Source organism: Pseudomonas sp. GD03858 (assembly GCF_029840925.1).
Taxonomy (GTDB): domain Bacteria; phylum Pseudomonadota; class Gammaproteobacteria; order Pseudomonadales; family Pseudomonadaceae; genus Aquipseudomonas.
Genome location: NZ_JAOCDM010000092.1, coordinates 1 through 23,731, shown reverse-complemented (window position 1 = coordinate 23,731; position 23,731 = coordinate 1). Strand labels below are relative to the sequence as shown.

Annotated in this window: 22 protein-coding genes and 1 other RNA gene; 18 read left to right on the top strand and 5 right to left on the bottom strand. The window is 65.2% G+C overall.

Features of this window, described 5'->3' with window-relative positions:
- The 4 genes from N5D48_RS20005 to N5D48_RS19990 all read right to left on the bottom strand — a co-directional run.
- Positions 1–542 (bottom strand): BON domain-containing protein (locus tag N5D48_RS20005; RefSeq protein ID WP_279887430.1); only part of this gene is annotated, 542 nt, incomplete at its 3' end.
- Positions 539–1,132: a phosphoheptose isomerase gene (locus N5D48_RS20000; RefSeq protein ID WP_046857018.1), complete on the bottom strand. Its 594-nt coding sequence runs from the start codon at positions 1,130–1,132 to the stop codon at positions 539–541. The genes N5D48_RS20005 and N5D48_RS20000, both read right to left, overlap by 4 nt.
- A gap of 87 nt (positions 1,133–1,219) precedes the next feature.
- Positions 1,220–1,591 (bottom strand): YraN family protein, encoded by a 372-nt coding sequence (locus tag N5D48_RS19995; protein ID WP_279887429.1) that lies wholly within the window; start codon positions 1,589–1,591, stop codon positions 1,220–1,222.
- On the bottom strand, positions 1,591–3,408 hold the full coding sequence (locus N5D48_RS19990) for a penicillin-binding protein activator (RefSeq protein ID WP_279887428.1): 1,818 nt from the start codon (positions 3,406–3,408) through the stop codon (positions 1,591–1,593). Before N5D48_RS19990 ends, N5D48_RS19995 begins: the two co-directional genes overlap by 1 nt.
- 188 nt (positions 3,409–3,596) lie before the next feature.
- On the opposite strand from N5D48_RS19990, the gene rsmI reads away from it, so the two are divergent.
- The 18 genes from rsmI to lpxC all read left to right on the top strand — a co-directional run bounded on the left by rsmI (position 3,597) and on the right by lpxC (position 22,994).
- Entirely contained in the window at positions 3,597–4,472 is an 876-nt protein-coding gene (rsmI, locus tag N5D48_RS19985) for a 16S rRNA (cytidine(1402)-2'-O)-methyltransferase (protein WP_279887427.1), read from the top strand.
- A 66-nt stretch (positions 4,473–4,538) separates the two neighbouring features.
- Positions 4,539–4,898, top strand: an RNA gene (gene rnpB, locus N5D48_RS19980) — RNase P RNA component class A.
- Positions 4,899–5,207: 309 nt separating this feature from the next.
- Positions 5,208–5,663 carry a division/cell wall cluster transcriptional repressor MraZ gene (mraZ, locus tag N5D48_RS19975; protein ID WP_016395508.1) on the top strand — a complete coding sequence of 152 codons (456 nt, stop codon included), beginning with the start codon at positions 5,208–5,210 and terminating at the stop codon, positions 5,661–5,663.
- Positions 5,664–5,665: 2 nt separating this feature from the next.
- Positions 5,666–6,607, top strand: a complete 942-nt coding sequence (gene rsmH / locus N5D48_RS19970; RefSeq protein ID WP_279887435.1) for a 16S rRNA (cytosine(1402)-N(4))-methyltransferase RsmH — start codon at positions 5,666–5,668, stop codon at positions 6,605–6,607.
- Positions 6,604–6,897, top strand: a complete 294-nt coding sequence (ftsL, locus tag N5D48_RS19965; protein WP_279807145.1) for a cell division protein FtsL — start codon at positions 6,604–6,606, stop codon at positions 6,895–6,897. Before rsmH ends, ftsL begins: the two co-directional genes overlap by 4 nt.
- Entirely contained in the window at positions 6,897–8,627 is a 1,731-nt protein-coding gene (locus tag N5D48_RS19960; protein ID WP_279887433.1) for a penicillin-binding protein 2, read from the top strand. Before ftsL ends, N5D48_RS19960 begins: the two co-directional genes overlap by 1 nt.
- Positions 8,627–10,090 (top strand): UDP-N-acetylmuramoyl-L-alanyl-D-glutamate--2,6-diaminopimelate ligase, encoded by a 1,464-nt coding sequence (locus N5D48_RS19955; protein ID WP_279887425.1) that lies wholly within the window; start codon positions 8,627–8,629, stop codon positions 10,088–10,090. Before N5D48_RS19960 ends, N5D48_RS19955 begins: the two co-directional genes overlap by 1 nt.
- Positions 10,083–11,450 (top strand): UDP-N-acetylmuramoyl-tripeptide--D-alanyl-D-alanine ligase, encoded by a 1,368-nt coding sequence (gene murF, locus N5D48_RS19950; protein ID WP_279887423.1) that lies wholly within the window; start codon positions 10,083–10,085, stop codon positions 11,448–11,450. The genes N5D48_RS19955 and murF overlap by 8 nt, the downstream gene beginning before the upstream one ends.
- Positions 11,450–12,532: a phospho-N-acetylmuramoyl-pentapeptide-transferase gene (mraY, locus tag N5D48_RS19945; RefSeq protein ID WP_279887421.1), complete on the top strand. Its 1,083-nt coding sequence runs from the start codon at positions 11,450–11,452 to the stop codon at positions 12,530–12,532. The genes murF and mraY overlap by 1 nt, the downstream gene beginning before the upstream one ends.
- Before the next feature lie 6 nt (positions 12,533–12,538).
- Complete coding sequence (gene murD / locus N5D48_RS19940) at positions 12,539–13,885, top strand: UDP-N-acetylmuramoyl-L-alanine--D-glutamate ligase (protein ID WP_279887419.1); 1,347 nt, start codon at positions 12,539–12,541, stop codon at positions 13,883–13,885.
- A complete protein-coding gene (gene ftsW / locus N5D48_RS19935) occupies positions 13,885–15,096 on the top strand; it encodes a putative lipid II flippase FtsW (protein ID WP_279887432.1) in 1,212 nt (403 codons plus the stop codon). Before murD ends, ftsW begins: the two co-directional genes overlap by 1 nt.
- Complete coding sequence (murG, locus tag N5D48_RS19930) at positions 15,086–16,165, top strand: undecaprenyldiphospho-muramoylpentapeptide beta-N-acetylglucosaminyltransferase (protein WP_279887416.1); 1,080 nt, start codon at positions 15,086–15,088, stop codon at positions 16,163–16,165. Before ftsW ends, murG begins: the two co-directional genes overlap by 11 nt.
- Complete coding sequence (murC, locus tag N5D48_RS19925) at positions 16,158–17,606, top strand: UDP-N-acetylmuramate--L-alanine ligase (protein WP_279887415.1); 1,449 nt, start codon at positions 16,158–16,160, stop codon at positions 17,604–17,606. Before murG ends, murC begins: the two co-directional genes overlap by 8 nt.
- Positions 17,603–18,559, top strand: coding sequence for a D-alanine--D-alanine ligase (locus N5D48_RS19920; RefSeq protein ID WP_279887414.1), 957 nt, complete (start codon positions 17,603–17,605; stop codon positions 18,557–18,559). The genes murC and N5D48_RS19920 overlap by 4 nt, the downstream gene beginning before the upstream one ends.
- A gap of 6 nt (positions 18,560–18,565) precedes the next feature.
- Complete coding sequence (locus N5D48_RS19915) at positions 18,566–19,435, top strand: cell division protein FtsQ/DivIB (protein WP_110736708.1); 870 nt, start codon at positions 18,566–18,568, stop codon at positions 19,433–19,435.
- Positions 19,436–19,449: 14 nt separating this feature from the next.
- Complete coding sequence (gene ftsA / locus N5D48_RS19910; protein ID WP_028689735.1) at positions 19,450–20,718, top strand: cell division protein FtsA; 1,269 nt, start codon at positions 19,450–19,452, stop codon at positions 20,716–20,718.
- Positions 20,719–20,773: 55 nt separating this feature from the next.
- Positions 20,774–21,970: a cell division protein FtsZ gene (gene ftsZ / locus N5D48_RS19905; RefSeq protein WP_016395521.1), complete on the top strand. Its 1,197-nt coding sequence runs from the start codon at positions 20,774–20,776 to the stop codon at positions 21,968–21,970.
- 112 nt (positions 21,971–22,082) lie between these two features.
- A complete protein-coding gene (gene lpxC / locus N5D48_RS19900) occupies positions 22,083–22,994 on the top strand; it encodes a UDP-3-O-acyl-N-acetylglucosamine deacetylase (protein WP_279807136.1) in 912 nt (303 codons plus the stop codon).
- A 256-nt stretch (positions 22,995–23,250) separates the two neighbouring features.
- Here lpxC and N5D48_RS19895 read toward each other — a convergent pair whose 3' ends face one another.
- A complete protein-coding gene (locus tag N5D48_RS19895; RefSeq protein WP_279887431.1) occupies positions 23,251–23,706 on the bottom strand; it encodes a DciA family protein in 456 nt (151 codons plus the stop codon).
- Between the last annotated feature and the right edge of the window lie 25 nt (positions 23,707–23,731).

Below are 23,731 nucleotides of genomic sequence, written 5' to 3'. Positions count from 1 at the left end.
ACGCCGGACACGCCCTGCACCACGTTGGTGGCGGCATTGGCCTCCTGCTGTCGGACCAGGCCGAGCAGGTAGACGATGCCGTTCTCGGTGATCACCTTGATGCGCGAGCTGGGGACGCTTTCGTCGGTCAGCATCTGGGTCTTGATCTTGGTGGTCAGCCAGGCGTCGTTGTTGCGCGCCAGGATCGACGACGGCTGCATCACCTGCAGCTCGTTATGCACCTTCTTGACCCGCTGCACCTGGCCGGCGGTCTGCTCGGCGAGGGACTTGAGGTCGGCGCGCGGGGTCTGGCCGGCGAGCAGTACCACGCCGTTGTAGCTGCTGACGACGATGTGCGAACCCTTGTCCAGCTCAGGGTTGGCCTTGGCGATGTTGACCGAGACCTTGGTCTCGATCAGCGAATCGTCGATCTTGCTGCCGATGGTGCGCGTGCCGCGGTCATCCTCGATCGGCGAATTGCGCGCCGAGGTCAGCACCGAGCTGCAGCCGGAAACACCCAGGCACAGGGTAAGGGCCATCAGGCCGAGACGCTTGGAGATCATTCTTCACTCCCGAACAGTTGGCTGTCGATCAGGTCGCACAGGCAGTGGATCGCCAGCAGGTGGACTTCCTGGATGCGTGCCGTGACCGTGGCGGGGACGCGAATTTCCACGTCTTCGGGCAGCAGCAGGGAGGCCATGCCGCCGCCGTCGCGTCCGGTCAGGGCGACGACAATCATTTCGCGGTCGTGCGCGGCCTGGATCGCCTGGATCACGTTGGCCGAGTTGCCGCTGGTGGAGATCGCCAGCAGAACGTCGCCGGGCTGACCCAGGGCGCGAATCTGCTTGGAGAAGACTTCGTTGTAGCTGTAGTCGTTGGCGATGGAGGTCAGGGTCGAGCTGTCGGTGGTCAGGGCGATGGCCGGCAGGCTCGGGCGCTCGCGCTCGAAGCGGTTGAGCAGTTCCGAGGAAAAGTGCTGGGCGTCGCCGGCCGAGCCGCCATTGCCGCACGCGAGCATCTTGCCGTCGTTGAGCAGGGCGTTGACCATGACCAGGCTGGCCTGCTCGATGTGGGGGGCCAGGATGTCCATTGCCTGTTGCTTGGTATCGATGCTGGCCTGAAACAGCCGGCGGATTCGGGATTGCATGTCCATCTGGGTGACCTTAAGTAGGGCGGTGGCTGGCGCGACGCGCGACAGGGACCAGCCCGCGAAACATAGAGCTAGAAATTCGGATAGGGTTCAGCATTCGAAGGCGTTTTTCAGCCATTGAAGCGGTTGCCCCGCATGCCCCTGGCCCTGCAGGGCAACTACGTCGAAGCGGCATGGACGGGTGGCCCAGCGGGGTTCGCTCTGCAGGAAAAGGCTGGCGGCAAGCGTCAGGCGCTTCTGCTTGCGCTCATCGATACTGCCAAGCGCGCCACCGAAGCCCGCGTGCGACCGATAGCGGACTTCGACGAATACTACTGTATCGGTATCGAGCATGACCAGATCGAGCTCGCCGCCCTTGCATCGCCAGTTGCGCGTCAGCAGCTCCAGGCCATGCCCTTGGAGAAATTCCAGGGCATGGTCTTCGGCGGCATTGCCTGCGCGGGTGGGCGATGGCTGGGGCATCAGCGCGGGGTGTCCGGCAGGCGCTTGACCTGGCCGCCGGAGAACTCGGCCCACGGCAGTTGGCGTTCGACGCGCTGGCTGGCGCTCATGCTCAGGCTGCCGGACAGGCCTTCGACGCGGTTGTCCGGCAGCGCCTTGAGTTGCCCCAGGCGTGGCGCCAGGCTGTAGGCGTCGACACCCATGGCATACAGGCGGCCCAGGCTGCCGGCTGCCTGTGGCCACTGTTGAACGACCTGCTGGCGCAGGCTGTTGGTGTTGTCGAGCAGCCACGGTGTTTCGCAGAAGCGAATGCCGTTCATGTCGTTGTACTGGTTCACGTCACCGCTTGCGCTGTAGAGGTTGGAGGTGGCGTAGACCGGCACGTCGCCTGCGTACTGGAAGTTCAGGGTCGGCTTGATCTGCTGGGCCTGCTGTGGGGTCGAGGCGAGGAAGATGAAGTCGATGTCCTGGCGCCGCGAAGGCTGCGCGGCGATGTTGCCGCCGACGGTGCTCTGCAGGCTCTTGGCCCGGCCTTCGCTCTGGCGCAACTGGAACAGCTCGGCGATCTGCTGGGCGAGGGCGACGGGCTGGGCGATGCGCTGGGCGGTGATCAGGGTGCCGCCATTGCCTTCCCAGTCCTGGCGGAAGGCGGCCAGCACGCGGTCGCCCCATTCGCCGCTCGGCACCAGGGCCACGGCGCGGACCATGCCGTCGGCGCGGGCGCGACGCGCCACTTCGCGAGCTTCGTCCTCGGCGGCCAGGCCGAACTGGAACAGTTGTGGTGGCGCGATCTGGCCGGCGTCGGCGTAGTTCAGCGCCAGGGTGGTGATGGGCAGTTGCGGATAGGCGGCGAGCTTCTTGACCAGCGGTTTTTCCAGCGGGCCGACCACCAGTTGCACGCCCGCGGCCTGGGCCTGGCGGTAGAAGTCGTCGAGCGAGGTGATGCGCGAACTGTCGAACACCTGCACGGCTGGCGCTGGCTGGCCGCCTTGCTGGGCCTGGAAGTGAGCGGCCATGAAGCCATCGCGCAGGGCGCGGGCAACGCCGGCGAGCGGACCTTCCTGAGGCAGCAGCAGGGCGATCTTGGTCAGTGGCTGGCTGGCCAGTTCCTTGAGTTTCACCAGGGCCTGGGGAAGCTGCTTGGCGGCCGGGTGATCCGGATGCTGGCTGCGCCAGGTATCGATGGCGGCCTGTTGCTGCTCCAGTGTGCCGGCGCGTTTCACGGCGAGGGCCAGGCTGGTCCAGCCGCCCAGGGTTTCGTTGCCGGCCGGTTGCTGGAGTTGCTCGGCGGGCAGCGCTGCGACCAGCGTCCAGATGGCGTCGTTGTTCTGCGCGGCGGCCTGGCCGCTGAGCAGCGGGGCCAGCAGCACGCGTTGCTGGGCGGCGGCCAGGGTCTGGCCGTCGGCCTCCAGGGCTGCGGCATGGACGCTGTAGGTGCGGACCTGCTGCTCCTCGGGAAGCTCGGCGACGCGCTGCAGGCTGGGGTGGCCCAGGGCGTTCAGCGCAGCCTTGGGCTGGTTGCGACTCATGGCCAGTTCGGCGGCCAGCGTGGAGGCGAACACTTGCTGGCCGGGTTTGAGCGAGTCCAGCGGGACCTGTTCGAGGATGCGGGCCGAGCGTGGGAAGTCCTTCTGTTTGAACGCCAGGTCCGCGGCACTCAGGCGCAGCAGGGCGGCGTCCTCTGCGGACTTGCTGGACGCGGCTTTCTCGAGCAGTTGCTCGATGCTGGCATCAGGGGTGCGTGGCAGTTCGCCCAGGCTGGATGAGGGCGAGCTGGCGCAGGCCGCCAGCAGGGCAGCGAGGCAGAAGGCTGTGAACAGCCGCAGGCAAGCGATCATGTAAAGGTCCTGTTACTCGATCAAGTTGGCCGGCAATTGTACCCAAGCGCCGCGCGCGGCGCGATCTTGCCGACAACGAACCTTCACTATAGATGGACGAGAGGAGGGCGCCGCGGAAGTTCTTTGCGCCCTGTTGCAGGTGCTCGGGCTACAATGGCGGCCTTTGATCCGGAAAGCAGGTGCGCGCAGTGACTGATGTTGCAGGGGTTTCGAAATCCACGTTGGGCAAGCTTTATGTCGTCGCCACGCCCATCGGCAACCTCGACGATATGAGCGCTCGGGCGCTCAAGGTGCTCGCTGACGCGAGCCTGATCGCCGCGGAAGATACCCGGCACTCGGTGCGTCTGCTGCAGCACTTCGGCATCGACACGCCGCTGGCGGCCTGCCATGAGCATAACGAGCGCGACGAGGGCGGGCGCTTCATCACCCGGTTGCTGGCGGGGGATGATGTGGCGCTGGTGTCCGACGCCGGCACGCCACTGATCTCCGACCCGGGCTATCACCTGGTGCGCCAGGCGCGGGCGGCGGGCGTGCAGGTGGTGCCGGTGCCGGGTGCCTGCGCGTTGATCGCCGCGCTGTCGGCGGCAGGGCTGCCATCGGACCGATTCATTTTCGAAGGCTTCCTGCCGGCCAAGGCCGCAGGGCGCCGGGCGCGACTGGAGCAGGTGAAGGAAGAGCCGCGCACACTGATCTTCTATGAGGCGCCGCACCGAATTCTGGAGTGCCTGGAGGATATGGAGCTGGTGTTCGGGGCTGAGCGTCCGGCAGTGCTGGCTCGCGAGATCACCAAGACCTTCGAGACCCTGAAAGGGCTGCCTCTGGCCGAGCTGCGCGGGTTCGTGCAGGGCGACAGCAACCAGCAGCGCGGCGAGTGCGTGGTGCTGGTGGCGGGCTGGAGCGCGCCGGAAGGTGAGCAGGCGATCAGTGCCGAGGCCCAGCGAGTGCTCGATCTGTTGCTGGCCGAGCTGCCGCTGAAGAAAGCGGCGGCGCTGGCCGCCGAGATCACGGGGGTGCGCAAGAACCTGCTCTATCAGCTGGCGCTGGAGAAGCAGAAATCCAACTAATGGCGTAGTGATATTGGTGCCGTCTCGCTTGTTCTTGAGCGCGGCTACCGGTAACCTTGTCGGCGGAGAGTCGATCGGACAGTCGCTGCCACCTTTTGTTCCGCAAAAGGCGGGGGAGGAAAGTCCGGGCTCCATAGGGCAGAGTGCCAGGTAACGCCTGGGAGGCGCGAGCCTACGGAAAGTGCCACAGAAAACAACCGCCTAAGCACTTCGGTGCCGGTAAGGGTGAAAAGGTGCGGTAAGAGCGCACCGCACGGCTGGCAACAGTCCGTGGCTAGGTAAACCCCACTCGGAGCAAGACCAAATAGGGTTCCATACGGCGTGGCCCGCGTCGGAACCGGGTAGGTTGCTAGAGGCGTCCAGTGATGGCCGTCGTAGAGGAATGACTGTCCTCGACAAAACCCGGCTTACAGATCGACTCTCCACCTTTTCCCTCCCTGCTTGAATCGATAGCAGATGTGTCTTGGTAATACCGAAAAATTCTTACTCTTAATAAATTACTTTAACTCGGCACTCTATCCGCTTGAGTGTGTTTGATTTTTTCCGTCATTTTTCCTCTCTGTTAATCCTTCCATCTTCCTTTGTTGCGCTAAATCGCCGTCCTGTAAGGGATTTCCTTATGAACGTGCCTTGACGGTGTGGCGGACGGATTCCTATAGTGTGCGCAAGTGGCAGAAAGTGGGATGAAGTGGGTTTTCTGGCACAAAAAAGCTAACATTGTGGGGAAACGCAGCCGTGTTCCGCGGAGCCAACGCCGTCAGTCTCGATGCCAAGGGCCGTCTCGCCATGCCGAGCCGGTACCGTGACGAGCTCGATTCGCGTTGCAATGGTCAATTGATCGTGACCATCGACGCTGTTGACCCCTGCTTGTGTGTTTATCCCCTCGACGAGTGGGAACAGATAGAAGCCAAGTTGCGTGCCTTGCCATCGTTGCGTGAGGAAAACCGCCGCCTGCAGCGTTTGCTGATCGGCAATGCGGTTGATCTGGAGCTCGATGGCAGTGGCCGTTTCCTGGTGCCGCCCCGCCTGCGCGAATACGCCAAGCTCGACAAGAAGGCGATGCTGGTGGGGCAGCTGAACAAATTCCAGCTGTGGGATGAGGATGCCTGGAACGTGGTTTCGGCGGCCGACCTTGCAGCTATTCAACAACCGGGCGCCATGCCCGATGATTTGCGTGACCTGATCCTGTGACCATAGATAGCGGCTTCAACCACATCACCGTCCTGCTCGACGAAGCTGTCGAGGCATTGGCCCTGCGCGCCGACGGTTGCTATCTGGACGGCACCTTCGGGCGTGGCGGCCACAGTCGCCTCATTCTCAGCAAGCTCGGGCCGCAAGGGCGGCTGCTGGGATTCGACAAAGATCCACAGGCGATTGCCACCGGGCAAGCGCTGGCGGCCGAAGACGGCCGCTTTGTCATTGTGCAGCGCAGCTTTGCCGAGCTGGGCGCGGAAGTTGCCGAACGTGGTCTCGATGGCAAGGTCAGCGGCATCCTGCTCGACCTTGGCGTGTCCTCGCCGCAGTTGGACGACCCGGAGCGTGGTTTCAGTTTCCTGAACGACGGGCCGCTGGACATGCGCATGAACCCGGACCAGGGCATCAGTGCCGCCGAGTTCATCGCCACGGCGGCGGAAGAAGAGATCGCCCGTGTCTTCAAGGAATACGGCGAAGAGCGCTTTGCCAAGCGCATGGCCCGCGCGGTGGTGCTGCGTCGCGAGCAGCAGCCGTTCACCCGCACCGGCGATCTGGCCGAAGTGCTCAAGGTCGCCAACCCGGCCTGGGAAAAGGGCAAGAACCCGGCCACCCGCGCGTTCCAGGGGCTGCGCATTCACGTCAACAACGAACTGGGTGATCTGGAGACCGGCCTCGAGGCTGCGATCGATGCCCTGGAGGTCGGCGGTCGCCTGGCGGTGATCAGCTTCCACTCTCTCGAAGACCGCATCGTCAAGCTGTTCATGCGCAAGCTGGCCAAGGGCGAGCAGGATAACCTGCCGCGCAATCTGCCGGTGCAGCACAAGGTCTTCGAGCCGAAGATCAAGCTCATCGGCAAGGCGCAGTTCGCTTCCGAAGCCGAGCTCAAGGCCAACCCGCGGGCGCGCAGCGCCGTGATGCGGGTGGCGGAGAAGTTGCGGTGAGCCGGCTGTTCGCCAAACCTTTGCCAGGCGGAAGCTTCCTGATGCTTCTGCTGTTCGTGGGTGTGCTGATTTCGGCAATCGCCGTGTCCTACAGCGCCCACTGGAACCGCCAGTTGCTCAACACCTTGTACGGCGAGCTGAGCGAGCGCGACAAGGCCCAGGCCGAGTGGGGGCGGCTGATTCTCGAGCAAAGCACCTGGACCGCCTCCAGTCGTATCGAGAGCCTGGCTTCCGAACAGCTCAAGATGCGCGTGCCGGCCGCTGACGAAGTGCGGATGGTGGCGCCATGATGAAGCTCGAGGGCGCACTCTACCCCTGGCGGTTCCGGGTGGTGATCGGCTTGCTGGCGCTGATGGTCGGCGCCATCTGCTGGCGCATCATCGACCTGCAGGTGGTCGACCGTGACTTCCTCAAGGGGCAGGGCGACGCCCGTAGCCTGCGCCACATTCCCATTCCCGCGCACCGTGGCCTGATCACTGATCGCAACGGCGAGCCGCTGGCCGTCAGCACGCCGGTCACCACCCTGTGGGCCAACCCCAAGGAAATGCAGGCGTCGAAGGAGCGCTGGCCGCAGCTGGCCGCGGCGCTCGGGCAGAACGCCCAGCAGTTGACCGAGCGGCTCACCCAGCAGGCCAGCAAGGAATTCATCTATCTGGTCCGTGGCCTGACGCCCGAGCAGGGTCAGCACGTGCTGGACCTGAAGGTCCCGGGCGTCTATGGCCTGGAGGAGTTCCGCCGCTTCTATCCGGCTGGCGACGTCACCGCGCACATGGTCGGCTTCACCGACCTGGACGACCATGGTCGTGAAGGCGTCGAGCTCGCCTACGACGAATGGCTCGCCGGGGTGCCCGGCAAGCGACAGGTGATCAAGGACCGGCGTGGCCGGCTGATCAAGGACATCCAGGTGACCAAGAACGCCAAGGCCGGCAAGACCTTGGCGTTGTCGATAGACCTGCGCCTGCAGTACCTGGCGACTCGCGAGCTGCGCAACGCCATCGCCGAGCAGGACGCCAAGGCTGGCAGCCTGGTGATCATGGACGTCAAGACCGGTGAAGTCCTGGCCATGGTCAACCAGCCGACCTACAACCCCAACAACCGCCGCAGCATGTTCCCGGCCGCGATGCGCAACCGGGCGATCATCGACGTGTTCGAGCCGGGCTCGACGGTCAAGCCGATTTCCATGAGCGCCGCCTTGCAGAGTGGCCGCTGGAAGGTCACCGACAAGGTCGAGGTGTATCCGGGCAGCCTGCAAATTGGCCGCTACACCATCAAGGACGTGTCGCGCAGCGAGGGCCCGATCCTCGACCTGACCGGCATCCTGATCAACTCGTCCAACGTGGGCATGAGCAAGATCGCCTTCGATATCGGTGGCGAGGCCATCTACCGGGTGATGTCCCAGGTTGGCCTGGGCCAGTACACCGGTCTTGGCTTCCCGGGCGAGCGCGTCGGCAACCTGCCCAACCACCGCGAGTGGCGCAAGGCCGAGACCGCGACCCTGTCGTACGGCTATGGCGTCTCCGTCACCGCTCTGCAGCTGGTGCATGCCTACGCCGCGATCGCCAACGACGGCAAGATGGTGCCGCTGTCGATTCTCAAGGTCGACAAGGCGCCAGAAGCCGTGCAGGCCATTCCCAAGGAAACCGCCGAGACCGTGCAGGGCATGCTGCAGCAGGTGATCGAGGCGCCGCGCGGCGTGTTCCGTGCCCAGGTGCCGTTCTATCACGTGGGCGGCAAGTCCGGTACGGCGCGTAAAGCCACCGTCGGCTCCAAGGGCTACACCGAGAACGCCTACCGTTCGCTGTTCGCCGGCTTCGGGCCGATGAGCGATCCGCGCTACGCCATCGTCGTGGTCATCGACGAGCCCAGCAAGGGCGGTTACTTCGGTGGCCTGGTCTCGGCCCCTGTATTCAGCAAAGTGATGTCGGGCACCCTGCGCCTGATGAATGTGCCGCCGGACAACCTGCCTGCGCCTTCGACGCAGCAAGCCAGCGCAGTACCCGCCAAGGGAGGGCGAGGTTGATGACGATGCCATTGAGCAAGCTGTTCGCCCATGCCAGTCGCGATCCGCTGATCCGCGAGCTGACCCTGGACAGTCGCGCCGTGCGCCCGGGCGACCTGTTCCTGGCCGTGCCGGGGGCCAAGGTCGATGGTCGTGACCATATCGCCGACGCCCTGGCCCGTGGCGCCGCCGCTGTCGCCTACGAAGAGCAGGGCGCCAGCGTGCTGCCGATCACCGATGCGCCGCTGATTCCAGTCAAGGGCCTGATCGGCCAGCTGTCGCAGATTGCCGGGCGCTTCTACGGCGAGCCGAGCCGCCAGCTCGACCTGGTCGGGGTGACCGGCACCAACGGCAAGACCAGCGTGACGCAACTGCTGGCCCAGGCCCTCGATGCCCTGGGCAAGCGCTGTGGCCTGATCGGTACCCTCGGCACCGGCTTTTATGGCGAGCTGCAGAGCGGCCGTCTGACCACGCCGGACCCGATCGCCGTGCAATCGACCCTGAACGACCTGAAGAAGGGCGGGGCCAAGGCCGTGGCCATGGAGGTTTCCTCCCATGCGCTCGAACAGGGCCGGGTCGCCGCGCTGGACTTCGATATCGCGGTGATGACCAACCTGTCCCGCGACCACCTGGACTACCACGGCAGCATGGAGGCCTACGAGGCGGCCAAGGCCAAGCTGTTCGCCTGGTCGAGCCTGCGTGCCCGGGTGGTCAACCTGGATGATGACTTTGGGCGTCGCCTGGCAGAAGCGCCTGCCACGTCGCGCCTGATCAGCTACAGCCTGCAGGATTCGGCGGCGACACTGTTCTGCAAAGAGGCCGTCTTCAACGATGATGGCGTGCGCGCCGTGATCGTCACCCCACAGGGCGAGCATGTCCTGCGCAGCCGCCTGCTGGGGCGTTTCAATCTGAGCAACATGCTGGCGGCGGTAGCCACGCTGATGGCGCTGGATTACCCGCTGGACGAAATTCTCAAGGTCACCGCGCAACTGCATGGGCCGGTCGGCCGCATGCAGCGCCTGGGCGGCGGTGACAAGCCGTTGGTGGTGGTCGACTATGCCCACACCCCGGATGCCCTGGAAAAAGTACTCGAAGCCCTGCGTCCGCACGCTCACGGCAAGCTGCTGTGCCTGTTCGGCTGCGGTGGCGATCGTGATGCCGGCAAGCGCCCGCTGATGGCCGAAGTGGCCGAGCGCCTGGCCGACCGTGTGCTGGTTACCGACGACAACCCGCGTACCGAAGACCCCTTGCGGATCTTCGACGATATTCGCCCCGGTTTCGCCCGGCCCGCTGCCGTCGCGTTCGTCGCTGGCCGTGGCGCGGCCATTGCCCAACTGATCGCCAGTGCCAGTGCCGACGACGTGATCGTCCTGGCTGGCAAGGGACACGAGGATTACCAGGAGATCAATGGCGAACGCCATGCCTTCTCCGACCTGGTCGAAGCCGACAAGGCACTTGCAGCCTGGGAGGCTCCACATGCTTAAGCCCATGACACTAAGCCAACTGACCACGGCACTGAATGCCCGTCAGGTCGGTGCCGACGCCAGCTTCACCGGCGTCAGCATCGACAGCCGCACCGTCGATGCCGGCCAGCTGTTCGTCGCCCTGACCGGGCCGCGCTTCGATGGCCACGACTACCTGGCCGACGTGCAGGCCAAGGGCGCCGTCGCCGCCCTGGTCGAACGCGAGGTCGCCGACGTCGACCTGCCTCAGTTGCTGGTCGCCGACTGCCGCGTCGCCCTCGGCCAGTTGGGTGCGCTCAACCGGGGGTACTTCGATAAGCCGGTGGTCGCCATCACCGGTTCCAGCGGCAAGACCACGGTCAAGGAAATGCTCGCCGCGATCCTGCGCACCCGCGGCCCGGTGCATGCCACCCGCGGCAACCTGAACAACGACCTCGGCGCGCCGTTGACCCTGCTGGAGATCGCCCCGGAGCACAGTGCCGCGGTGATCGAGCTGGGCGCCTCGCGCATCGGCGAGATCCGCTACACCGTCGGTCTGACCCAGCCACAGGTAGTCATCATCAACAACGCCGGCACCGCCCACGTGGGCGAGTTCGGTGGTCCGGAGAAGATCGTCGAAGCCAAGGGCGAGATCCTCGAGGGCCTGGGCGAGGGCGGCACGGCCATCCTCAACCTGGCCGACAAGGCGTTCGACATCTGGCGCAAGCGTGCCGGCAAGCACCGTGTCCTCAGCTTCGCCCTGGACAACCCGCAGGCGGACTTCTACGCCAGCGATATCGGTCGCGATGCTCGTGGCTGCCCGTCGTTCACCCTGCATGGGCCGGACGGCAGCGTCCCGGTACAGCTGAATCTGCTCGGCACCCATAACGTCAGCAACGCCCTGGCCGCCGCGGCCGCCGCTTATGCCGTTGGTCTGAGCCTGAGCGGCATCGCCGCGGGTCTCGGCGCCGTGCAACCGGTCAAGGGCCGCACCGTGGCCCAGATCGCGCCGAACGGCGTGCGGGTCATCGACGACAGCTACAACGCAAATCCCACCTCGATGTGCGCCGCCATTGATATACTCGCCGGCTTTTCCGGACGCACCGTCCTGGTGCTCGGGGATATCGGCGAACTGGGGCAATGGGCCGAGGAAGGCCATCGCCAGGTGGGCGAATACGCACGCGGTAAGGTCGACGCGCTGTATGCGGTGGGCAGCAACATGGTCCATGCAGTTACGGCGTTCGGTGCCAATGGCCGCCATTTCGCTACTCAAGCTGAGCTTATCGCTGCCGTTGGCGCCGAAGGTTCCAGCGATACCACTATCTTGATCAAGGGCTCGCGCAGCGCTGCGATGGAAAACGTCGTGGCGGCATTGTGCGGTGCCAGCGGGGAGAAACATTAATGCTGCTGCTGTTGGCTGAGTATCTGCAACAGTTCCACAAGGGCTTCGCGGTCTTCCAGTACCTGTCCCTGCGCGGGATCCTGGGTGTGCTGACCGCGCTGTCCCTGGCCCTGTGGTTGGGCCCGTGGATGATCCGTACCCTGCAGATCCGCCAGATCGGTCAGGCCGTGCGCAACGACGGCCCGCAATCGCACCTGTCCAAGTCCGGCACCCCGACCATGGGTGGCGCCCTGATCCTGTCCGCCATCGCCATCAGCACCCTGCTGTGGGCCGATCTGAGCAACCGCTACGTGTGGGTGGTGCTGGTCGTCACCCTGGCGTTCGGCGCCATCGGCTGGGTCGACGACTATCGCAAGGTGATCGAAAAGAACTCCCGTGGGCTGCCAAGCCGCTGGAAGTATTTCTGGCAGTCGGTATTCGGCCTGGCGGCGGCGATCTTCCTGTACAAGACCGCGCCGACCAGCGTCGAGACCACGCTGATCATCCCGATGCTCAAGGACCTGGCCATTCCGCTGGGCGCCGGGTTCATCGTGCTCACCTATTTCGTCATCGTCGGCTCGAGCAACGCGGTCAACCTGACCGACGGCCTCGATGGCCTGGCGATCATGCCGACGGTGATGGTCGGCGGCGCCCTGGGCATCTTCTGCTACCTGTCGGGCAACGTGAAGTTTGCCGAATACCTGCTGATCCCGTACGTGCCGGGCGCCGGCGAGCTGATCGTGTTCTGCGGCGCGCTGATCGGCGCGGGCCTGGGCTTCCTGTGGTTCAACACCTACCCGGCCCAGGTATTCATGGGCGACGTCGGCGCCCTGGCGCTGGGCGCGGCGCTGGGCACCATCGCGGTCATCGTTCGCCAGGAGATCGTCCTGTTCATCATGGGCGGCGTGTTCGTGATGGAAACCCTGTCGGTGGTCATCCAGGTGGCTTCGTTCAAGCTCACCGGCAAGCGCGTGTTCCGCATGGCGCCGATCCACCACCACTTTGAACTCAAGGGTTGGCCCGAGCCACGGGTGATCGTCCGCTTCTGGATCATCACCGTGATTCTGGTGCTGATTGGCCTTGCCACCCTGAAACTGAGGTAAACGAGCGTGTCACTGATCGCTTCCGACCAATTCCGCATCGTTGTCGGCCTCGGCAAGAGCGGCATGTCCCTGGTTCGCTTCCTGGCGAGCCGGGGCATTGCCTTTGCGGTCGCCGACACCCGCGAGCAACCGCCGGAACTGGACACCCTGCGCCGTGAATACCCGCAGGTGGAAGTGCGCTGTGGCGAGCTGGACGTGGACTTCCTGTGCCGGGCCAACGAGCTGTACGTCAGCCCCGGCCTGGCCCTGGCCACGCCGGCCCTGCAGCAGGCTGCCGCACACGGCGTGAAGCTGTCCGGCGACATCGAGCTGTTCGCCCGCCACGCCAAGGCGCCGATCGTCGCCATCAGCGGCTCCAACGCCAAGAGCACCGTGACCACCCTGGTCGGCGAGATGGCCGCCAAGGCAGGCAAACGTGTGGCGGTCGGTGGCAACCTCGGCACCCCGGCCCTCGACCTGCTGGCCGACGACGTCGAGCTGTACGTGCTGGAGCTGTCGAGCTTCCAGCTGGAAACCACCGACCAGCTCAACGCCGAAGTGGCCACCGTGCTGAACATCAGCGAAGACCACATGGACCGCTACAGCGGCCTGCCGGCCTATCACCTGGCCAAGCACCGGATCTTCCGCGGCGCCCGCCAGGTGGTGGTCAATCGCCAGGATGCCCTGAGCCGTCCGCTGCCGGTCGAAGGCCGTCCGAGCTGGAGCTTCGGGCTCAACGCGCCGGACTTCAAAGCCTTCGGCCTGCGCGAGGTCGATGGCGAGAAGTACCTGGCGTTCGAATTCCAGACCCTCATGCCGGTGCGCGAGCTGAAGATCCGTGGCGCCCACAACCATGGCAACGCCCTGGCCGCGCTGGCCCTCGGTCACGCTGTCGGCCTGCCGTTCGCGCCGATGCTCGATGCCCTGCGCGAATTCAAGGGCCTGGCCCATCGCTGCCAGTGGGTGCGCGAGCGCAATGGAGTCAACTGGTACGACGATTCCAAGGCCACCAACGTCGGCGCCGCACTGGCTGCCATCGAAGGCCTGGGCGCTGATATCGAAGGCAAGCTGGTGCTGATCGCCGGTGGCGATGGCAAGGGCGCCGATTTTGCCGCCCTGCGCGCACCGGTGGCGCAGCATTGCCGCGCCGTGGTGCTGATCGGCCGCGATGCCGAACGCCTGGCCGACACCCTGAAGGACACTGTGCAACTGGTCCGCGTGCAGACCCTCGATGAGGCCGTGCAGCGTTGCGCCGAACTGGCCCAGCCGGGTGACGCGGTCCTGCTCTCGCCTGCCTGCGCCAGCCTCGACATGTTCAAGAACTTTGAAGAACGCGGGCGCCTGTTCGCCCAGGCGGCGGAGGGGCTGGCATGATCTTCGGCATCCTCAAGCCGTACCCGTCGCCGCTGATCAGCGGCCGTGGCATCGACCTCGACTTCCCCTTGCTGGCGGGCTGCCTGGCGCTGCTCGGCCTGGGCCTGGTGATGATCACCTCGGCCTCCTCGGAAGTGGCCGCGGTGCAGTCGGGCAACCCGCTCTATCACATGTTCCGCCACCTGGTGTACGTCGCCCTTGGCCTCGGCGCCGGGTTGATGACCATGCTGGTGCCGATCGCCACCTGGCAGCGCATGGGCTTCATGATGCTGCTCGGCGCCTTCGGCCTGCTGGTGCTGGTGCTGGTGCCGGGTATCGGTCGCGAAGTGAACGGTTCGATGCGCTGGATCGGCTTCAGTTTCTTCAACGTCCAGCCATCGGAAATCGCCAAGGTCTTCGTGGTCATCTACCTGGCAGGCTACCTGGTGCGCCGGCAGACCGAGGTGCGCGAGAGCTGGATGGGCTTCTTCAAGCCGTTCATCGTGCTGTTGCCGATGGCCGGCCTGCTGCTGATGGAGCCCGACTTCGGCGCCACGGTGGTGATGATGGGGGCGGCGGCGGCCATGCTGTTCCTCGGTGGGGTCGGCTTGTTCCGATTCTCGCTGATGGTGGTGCTGGCGGTGGTTTCGGTGGTCGTCCTGGTCCAGGCGCAGCCTTACCGGATGGCGCGACTGATCACCTTCACCGACCCATGGTCCGACCAGTTCGGTTCCGGCTACCAGCTGACCCAGGCGCTGATCGCTTTCGGTCGCGGCGAATGGCTGGGCGTGGGCCTGGGCAACAGCGTGCAGAAGCAGTTCTACCTGCCCGAAGCGCATACCGACTTCGTGTTCTCGGTGCTGGCCGAGGAGCTCGGCGTGGTCGGCTCGCTGCTGACCATCGCGCTGTTCGTCTTCATCACCGTGCGCGCCCTGTACATCGGCCTGTGGGCCGAGAAGGCCAAGCAGTTCTTCGCCGCCTACATGGCCTTTGGCCTGGCGTTCCTGTGGATCGGCCAGTTCCTGATCAACATCGGCGTGAACGTCGGCCTGCTGCCGACCAAGGGCCTGACCTTGCCGTTCCTCAGCTACGGAGGCAGCTCGCTGGTGATCTGCTGCGCCTGCGTGGGGCTGCTGCTGCGCATCGAATGGGAGAGTCGCACGCACCTGGGCAGCGAAGAGCACGAATTCAAGGAAAGCGATTTTGCCGAGGAGACCAGTCATGGCCGCTGACGGCAAGAACGTCCTGATCATGGCCGGCGGTACCGGTGGCCACGTGTTCCCGGCGCTGGCCTGTGCCCGCGAGTTCCAGGCCCGTGGCTACAGCGTGCACTGGCTGGGCACCCCGCGTGGCATCGAGAACGAGCTGGTACCCCAGGCCGGCCTGCCGCTGCACCTGATCCAGGTCACCGGCTTGCGCGGCAAGGGCAAGCTGTCGCTGCTCAAGGCGCCATTCACGCTGGTCAAGGCCGTGCTGCAGGCGCGGCGGATCATCCGCGAGCTCAAGCCGGTCTGCGTGGTCGGTTTCGGCGGTTACGTCACCGGCCCCGGCGGCGTCGCCGCGCGGCTGTGCGGCGTGCCGCTGGTGATCCACGAACAGAACGCCCGCGCCGGTACCACCAATCGCTTGTTGCTGCCGATGGCGGCGCGGGTCTGCGAGGCCTTCCCGGATACCTTCGCGGCCAGCGACAAGCTGCGCACCACCGGCAATCCGGTGCGCCCGGAGCTGTTCATGGACGCCCGGCGCGCGCCGCTCGCCGAGCGTCGTGCGCGCCTGCTGGTGATGGGTGGCAGCCTGGGTGCGGAACCATTGAACAAATTGTTGCCTAAGGCCCTGTCCGAGGTGCCGGAAAACCTGCGTCCCGAGGTGTTCCACCAGGCTGGGAAAAACCATGGTCCGGTCACCGCCGAGCGTTATCGCGAGGCGGGGGTCGAGGCCCAGGTCGAACCGTTCATCAAGGACATGGCCCATGCCTATGGCTGGGCCGATATGGTGGTGTGCCGGGCCGGCGCCCTGACCGTCAGCGAACTCGCGGCGGCGGGCCTGCCCTCGATGCTGGTGCCGTTGCCCCATGCCATCGACGACCACCAGACCCACAACGCCCAATACCTGGCTCGTGAAGGCGCCGCCTTCCTGATGCCACAAGCGACAACTGGCGCAGCGCAGCTCGCTGAACGCCTGAACGAGGTGCTGATGCAACCCGAGAAACTCAACACCATGGCCGGCACCGCGCGTCGTCTGGCCAAGCCTGCCGCAACCAGCACCGTGGTCGATATCTGCCTGGAGGTGGCCCATGGTTGAGAGCCAGAAAGCCATGCCCCAGCCGAAGATGGGCCGTATCCGTCGTATCCACTTCGTCGGCATCGGCGGCGTGGGCATGTGCGGCATCGCCGAGGTGCTGCTGAACCTGGGCTATGAAGTGTCCGGTTCCGACCTCAAGGTTTCGCCGGTCACCGAGCGCCTGGAGTCGTTCGGCGCCGAGATCTTCGTCGGCCATCGCGCCGAGAACGCCGCCAATGCCGACGTGCTGGTGGTGTCAAGCGCGATCAATCCGGCCAACCCGGAAGTCGCCACCGCCCTGGAGCGCCGTATTCCCGTCGTGCCGCGCGCCGAGATGCTCGCCGAGCTGATGCGCTACCGCCACGGCGTGGCGGTGGCCGGTACCCACGGCAAGACCACCACCACCAGCCTGCTGGCCTCGGTGTTCGCCGCCGGTGGCCTGGACCCGACCTTCGTCATCGGCGGGCGCCTGACCGCGGCCGGCACCAACGCGCAGCTGGGCACCAGCCGCTACCTGATCGCCGAGGCCGACGAGAGCGACGCCAGCTTCCTGCACCTGCAGCCGATGGTGGCCGTGGTCACCAATATCGACGCCGACCACATGGCGACCTACGAAGGCGACTTCAACAAGCTGAAGAAGACCTTCGTCGAGTTCCTGCACAACCTGCCGTTCTACGGGTTGGCGGTGATGTGCCTGGACGACCCGGTGGTGCGTGAGATCCTGCCGCAGGTCAAGCGTCCGACCGTCACCTACGGCTTCAGCGAAGAGGCTGACATCCGCGCCATCAACGTGCGCCAGCAGGGCATGCAGACCCACTTCACCGTGCTGCGCCGTGACTGCGAGCCGCTCGAGGTGTCGGTGAACATGCCGGGCAACCACAACGTGCTCAATGCCCTGGCCACCATCGCCATCGCCACCGACGAAGGTATCAGCGACGAAGCCATCGTCCAGGGGCTGTCTGGCTTCCAGGGTGTCGGTCGACGCTTCCAGGTGTACGGCGAACTGCCGGTGGATGGCGGCAGCGTGATGCTGGTCGACGACTACGGCCACCACCCGACCGAGGTCGCCGCGGTGATCAAGGCCGTGCGTGGCGGCTGGCCGAGCCGACGTCTGGTGATCGTCTACCAGCCGCACCGCTATAGCCGCACCCGCGACCTGTACGACGATTTCGTGCAGGTGCTGGGCGATGCCAACGTGCTGCTGCTGATGGAGGTCTACCCGGCCGGCGAAGAGCCGATCCCCGGCGCCGACAGCCGCCAGCTGTGCCACAGCATTCGCCAGCGCGGCAAGCTCGATCCGATCTACATCGAGCGCGGCGCCGAACTCGCGCCGTTGGTCAAGCCGCTGCTGCGCGCCGGCGACATCCTGATCTGCCAGGGTGCCGGCGATGTCGGCGGCCTGGCTCCGCAACTGATGAAGAGCCCGCTGTTCGCTGGCGCCAAGCAGGAGAAGTCGAAATGACCAGCGCCTACGACACGCTGCATTCCACCCTCGACGTCAAGGCCTTCGGCCGCGTCGCCGTGCTCTACGGCGGCAAGAGCGCCGAACGTGAAGTTTCGCTCAAGTCGGGCAAGGCCGTGATCGAGGCGCTGACCAGCGCCGGTGTCGACGTGGTCGCCATCGATGTCGGCGACGACCTGCTGGCCCGCCTGCAGCGCGAGAAGATCGACCGCGCCTTCATCATCCTCCACGGTCGTGGCGGTGAGGACGGCAGCATGCAGGGCCTGCTCGAGTGCCTGGGCATCCCTTACACCGGCAGCGGCATCCTCGCCTCGGCGCTGGCCATGGACAAGCTGCGCACCAAGCAAGTGTGGCAGAGCCTGGGCATCCCGACGCCGCGTCACGCGGTACTGGCCAGCGAGCAGGACTGCGTTGCCGCCAGCGCGGAGCTGGGCTTCCCGCTGATCGTCAAGCCGGCCCATGAAGGCTCCAGCATCGGCATGGCCAAGGTGAACAGCGAGCAAGAGCTGGTCGCCGCCTGGAAGGACGCCGCCAAGTATGACTCTCAGGTGCTGGTCGAGCAGTGGATCCACGGTCCGGAGTTCACCATCGCTGTGCTGCGCGGCCAGGTGCTGCCGCCGATCGCGCTGGGCACCCCGCACGTGTTCTACGACTACGACGCCAAGTACATCGCCAATGACACCCAGTACCGCATCCCGTGCGGCCTGGACAGTGCCAAGGAGCAAGAGCTGATCGACCTGACCGCGCGCGCCTGCGATGCCGTTGGCATCGAGGGCTGGGGCCGGCTGGACGTGATGCAGGACGAGCAGGGCCGGTTCTGGCTGCTCGAAGTCAACACCGCACCGGGCATGACCGACCATAGCCTGGTGCCCATGGCGGCCCGCGCCGCCGGCCTGGATTTCCAGCAACTGGTGCTGGCGATCCTGGCCGACAGCGTAGCGAAGCGAGGTTAACCAGCCATGCAAGGCGCGATGATACGTCAGCAACCACCCGTTACCGGCCGCAGCAAGCCGGTGCCGCGTGGTGCCAGCCGACTGGTGGCCGACGAGCCCGTATCGGCGCGCCTGCCACGACCAAGCTTCGGCGGTCTCAAGCGCCTGTTGTGGCCGGTGCTGCTGGTCGCCGCGGGCTTTGGCGCCTACGAGGGCGCCATCCGCCTGATGCCCTACGCCGACCGGCCGATCACCAAGATCGACGTGCAGGGTGACCTGAGTTACATCAGCCAGCAGTCGGTACAGCAGCGGATCGCGCCCTATGTGGCGGCGAGCTTCTTCACCGTCGACCTGGCGGCGATGCGTGTGGAACTGGAGCAGATGCCCTGGATCGCCCATGCCGAGGTGCGCCGGGTGTGGCCGGACGAGGTAGTGATCCGCCTGGAAGAACAGTTGCCGGTGGCACGCTGGGGTGACGAGGCCTTGCTCAACAACCAGGGCCAGGCCTTCACCCCGCGCGAGCTGGCCAACTACGAGCACCTGCCGCAGTTGTTCGGGCCGCAGCGCGCTCAGCAACAAGTCATGCAGCAGTATCAGGTATTGAGCCAGATGCTGCGCCCCATGGGCTTTTCCATCGCTCGCCTGGAGCTGCGCGAGCGAGGCAGCTGGTTCCTGACCACCGGCGCGGGTAGCGCCGGCCCAGGCGTCGAGCTGCTGCTGGGGCGCGACCACCTGGTGGAGAAGATGCGCCGTTTCATTGCCATTTACGACAAATCGCTTAAAGACCAGATCACCAATATCGCCCGCATCGATCTGCGTTATTCCAACGGACTTGCCGTTGGTTGGCGGGAACCGAATGCACCGACGACGGCCCAACCCGCCGTTGCGAAGAATTAGAGAGAGGCAGGACCATGGCAAACGCGCATAGCGGCAAAATGATCGTCGGGCTGGACATCGGCACCTCCAAGGTGGTGGCGCTGGTGGGTGAGGTCGGCGAGGACGGTACCCTGGAGATCGTGGGCATCGGCACCCACCCTTCGCGCGGCCTGAAGAAGGGCGTGGTGGTGAACATCGAGTCGACCGTGCAGTCGATCCAGCGCGCCGTCGAAGAGGCCCAGCTGATGGCTGGCTGCCGTATCCACTCGGCGTTCGTCGGCGTGGCCGGCAATCACATTCGCAGCCTGAACTCCCACGGCATCGTCGCCATCCGCGACCGCGAGGTCAGCACCGCCGACCTCGAGCGCGTGCTCGACGCCGCCCAGGCCGTGGCCATTCCGGCTGACCAGCGCGTGCTGCACACCCTGCCGCAGGACTACGTGATCGATAACCAGGAAGGCGTGCGCGAGCCCCTGGGCATGTCGGGCGTGCGCCTGGAAGCCAAGGTTCACGTGGTCACCTGCGCGGTCAACGCCGCGCAGAACATCGAGAAGTGCGTGCGCCGCTGCGGCCTGGAAATCGACGACATCATCCTCGAGCAGCTGGCCTCGGCCTACTCGGTGCTGACCGACGACGAGAAAGAGCTGGGCGTGTGCCTGGTGGACATCGGCGGCGGCACCACCGACATCGCCATCTTCACCGAAGGCGCGATCCGTCACACCGCGGTGATCCCGATCGCTGGCGACCAGGTCACCAACGACATCGCCATGGCCCTGCGCACGCCCACGCAGTACGCCGAGGAAATCAAGATCCGCTACGCCTGCGCCCTGGCCAAGCTGGCCGGCGCCGGCGAGACCATCAAGGTGCCGAGCGTCGGCGACCGTCCGCCGCGCGAGCTGTCGCGCCAGGCCCTGGCCGAGGTGGTGGAGCCGCGTTACGACGAGCTGTTCACCCTGATCCAGGCCGAGCTGCGCCGCAGCGGCTTCGAGGACCTGGTGCCAGCCGGCATCGTGCTCACCGGCGGCACCGCGAAGATGGAAGGCGCCGTGGAACTGGCCGAGGAAATCTTCCACATGCCGGTACGCCTGGGCGTGCCGCACAGCGTTCGGGGGCTGAGCGACGTGGTGCGCAACCCGATCTACTCCACCGGTGTGGGCCTGCTCACCTATGGCCTGCAGAAGCAGTCCGAGGACCCGTCCCTGACCGGTATCAGCAACAGCAACAGCAGCAACAACAGCTATGGCGATGAACCGAAGGGCCCTGTGCTTGAACGACTCAAGCGTTGGGTCCAGAGCAACTTCTAAGTTTCAAAGCAGTAGTGGTAGGCGCGACAACTAGAGAACTGTAAGGAGAGGGAAAATGTTCGAGCTCGTAGACAACGTCCCGCAAAGCCCGGTCATCAAAGTGATCGGTGTCGGCGGTGGCGGCGGCAACGCCGTCAACCACATGGTCAAGAGCAGCATCGAAGGCGTGGAATTCATCTGCGCCAACACTGATGCTCAGGCGCTGAAAAACATCGGCGCACGCACCATCCTGCAACTGGGCACTGGCGTGACCAAGGGCCTGGGTGCCGGCGCCAATCCGGAAGTCGGTCGTCAGGCCGCGCTGGAAGACCGTGAGCGCATCGCCGAGGTGCTGCAGGGCACCAACATGGTGTTCATCACCACCGGCATGGGCGGTGGCACCGGTACCGGCGCGGCGCCGATCATCGCCGAAGTGGCCAAGGAAATGGGCATCCTCACCGTCGCGGTGGTGACCCGTCCGTTCCCGTTCGAAGGCCGCAAGCGCATGCAGATCGCCGACGAAGGCATCCGCATGCTGGCTGAAAGCGTCGACTCGCTGATCACCATCCCCAACGAGAAGCTGCTGACCATCCTGGGCAAGGATGCAAGCCTGCTGTCCGCCTTCGCCAAGGCCGACGACGTGCTGGCCGGTGCCGTGCGCGGTATCTCCGATATCATCAAGCGTCCGGGCATGATCAACGTCGACTTCGCCGACGTGCGCACCGTGATGGGCGAGATGGGCATGGCGATGATGGGTACCGGTTGCGCCAGCGGCCCGAACCGTGCCCGCGAAGCCACCGAGGCGGCGATTCGCAACCCGCTGCTCGAAGACGTCAACCTGCAGGGCGCCCGCGGCATCCTGGTGAACATCACCGCAGGCCCCGACCTGTCGCTGGGCGAGTACTCCGACGTGGGTAGCATCATCGAAGCCTTCGCCTCCGACCACGCGATGGTCAAGGTCGGCACCGTGATCGATCCGGACATGCGCGACGAACTGCACGTGACCGTGGTCGCCACTGGCCTGGGCGCGCGCATCGAGAAGCCGGTCAAGGTCGTCGACAACACCCTGCAGACCGCGCAGCAGGCGTACGAGGCCTCCAACCCGGCCCCGGTTCGCCAGGAGCAGTCGGCCGTCAACTACCGTGACCTGGAGCGTCCGACCGTGATGCGCAACCAGGCCCATGCGGGTGCCGCGGCGGCAGCTAAACTCAACCCTCAGGATGACCTGGACTACCTGGATATCCCGGCGTTCCTGCGTCGTCAGGCCGATTAATGGAATTTATCAGGGGTATAAGGGTGATTGGTGTTCAGCAAAGGCCGGGTCTGTTATCATCCCCAGCCTTTGTTGATACCTGTTCGCAATTTGCGCTGAAGCGGCCAATGCCATGATTAGACAACGCACCCTGAAGAATACCATCCGTGCCACAGGTGTCGGCCTGCACTCCGGGGAGAAGGTCTACCTGACCCTCAAGCCTGCGCCTGTCGACACCGGCATCGTCTTCCGTCGCGCCGATCTCTCGCCTGTCGTGGAGATCCCGGCGCGCGCGGCCAATGTCGGTGAGACCACCATGTCCACCACGCTGGTCAACGGTGACGTCAAAGTCGATACGGTCGAGCACCTGCTCTCCGCCATGGCGGGCCTGGGCATCGATAACGCCTACGTCGAGCTCTCCGCCTCGGAAGTGCCGATCATGGATGGCAGCGCCGGACCCTTCGTATTCCTGATTCAATCGGCCGGCCTGGAAGAACAGGACGCACCGAAGAAGTTCATCCGCATCCTGCGCGAAGTGACGGTGGAAGAGGGCGACAAGCGCGCCACTTTCCTGCCCTTCGACGGGTTCAAGGTGAGCTTCGAGATCGACTTCGATCATCCGGTCCTCAAGGGCCAGACCCAGAGCGCGGTCGTCGACTTCTCCAGCACCTCGTTCGTGAAGGAAGTCAGTCGCGCCCGCACGTTCGGCTTCATGCGTGACATCGAGTACCTGCGCAAGCACAACCTTGCGCTGGGCGGCAGCGTGGAAAATGCCATCGTGGTCGACGAGACCGGTGTGCTCAACGAAGACGGCCTTCGTTCCGATGACGAATTCGTCAAGCACAAGATTCTCGACGCCATCGGCGACCTCTACCTGCTGGGCAACAGCCTGATCGGCGAGTTCAAGGGCTACAAGTCCGGACACGCGCTGAACAACCAGCTGCTGCGCAAGCTGATCGCAGAAACCGACGCCTGGGAAGTGGTCACTTTCGAAGATGCCAGCACGGCACCGATCTCGTACATGCGCCCTGTTGCGGCCGTGTAAGTTCGAACACTCTCTCTAGTGATTGAGGCCACCTTCGGGTGGCCTTTTTTATGGCCACAGATCGTCCATCATTCTTTAGCTTTGCGCGATCCCTGTAGGAGCGGCCTTGCCGAGGCGTCGGACCGGCCGGAAAGGGCTGCAAGGCAGCCCCGGCGATCCATGCGTCAACGCTGAAATCCTGGGGCCGCTGCGCAGCCCTTTCCGACCGGTCCGACGCCTCGGCAAGGCTGCTCCTACAGGATGATGTTCTGGGCCTTCAGGTCTTGCTCTGCGCATGCGCCGCCAGGCGCTCCAGCGCTGCGCGCAACTTCGGATCGCTGATGCCCTCGGCCGAACCAAGGATGCTGTCTGCGGCAGATTCCGACAGTTCAGGCCCGTGGCCTTGGTGTTTTGCTGCTACCAGCGGTGGTTGCACCTTGAACTGGATGCGGTTGAGGTTGGCGAAGGCTTCCATGGCCTGCAACTGGCGCTGCAGGCGCTTCTGCTGGTAGCGCAGGCGCGTTGCCCAGTGCCCGTCGGTCACCACCAGCAACAAGGTCCCTTCCTTCCAGGACGCCACGTGGCAATGCTCGCGGGCGGCCGGTTGCAGCTGGCTTTCCAGCAGGCGCTGCAGGTGCTCCAGGCGCTCGGCCTGGTTGAGCAGCAGGCGCAGTGGCCGGGCCTTGCGCAGCAGGTCGGCGGGAGGGCGGGCAGGGGTGGGTTTGTAGGCCATGGAGGTATGCAGAGGGTTACAGGAT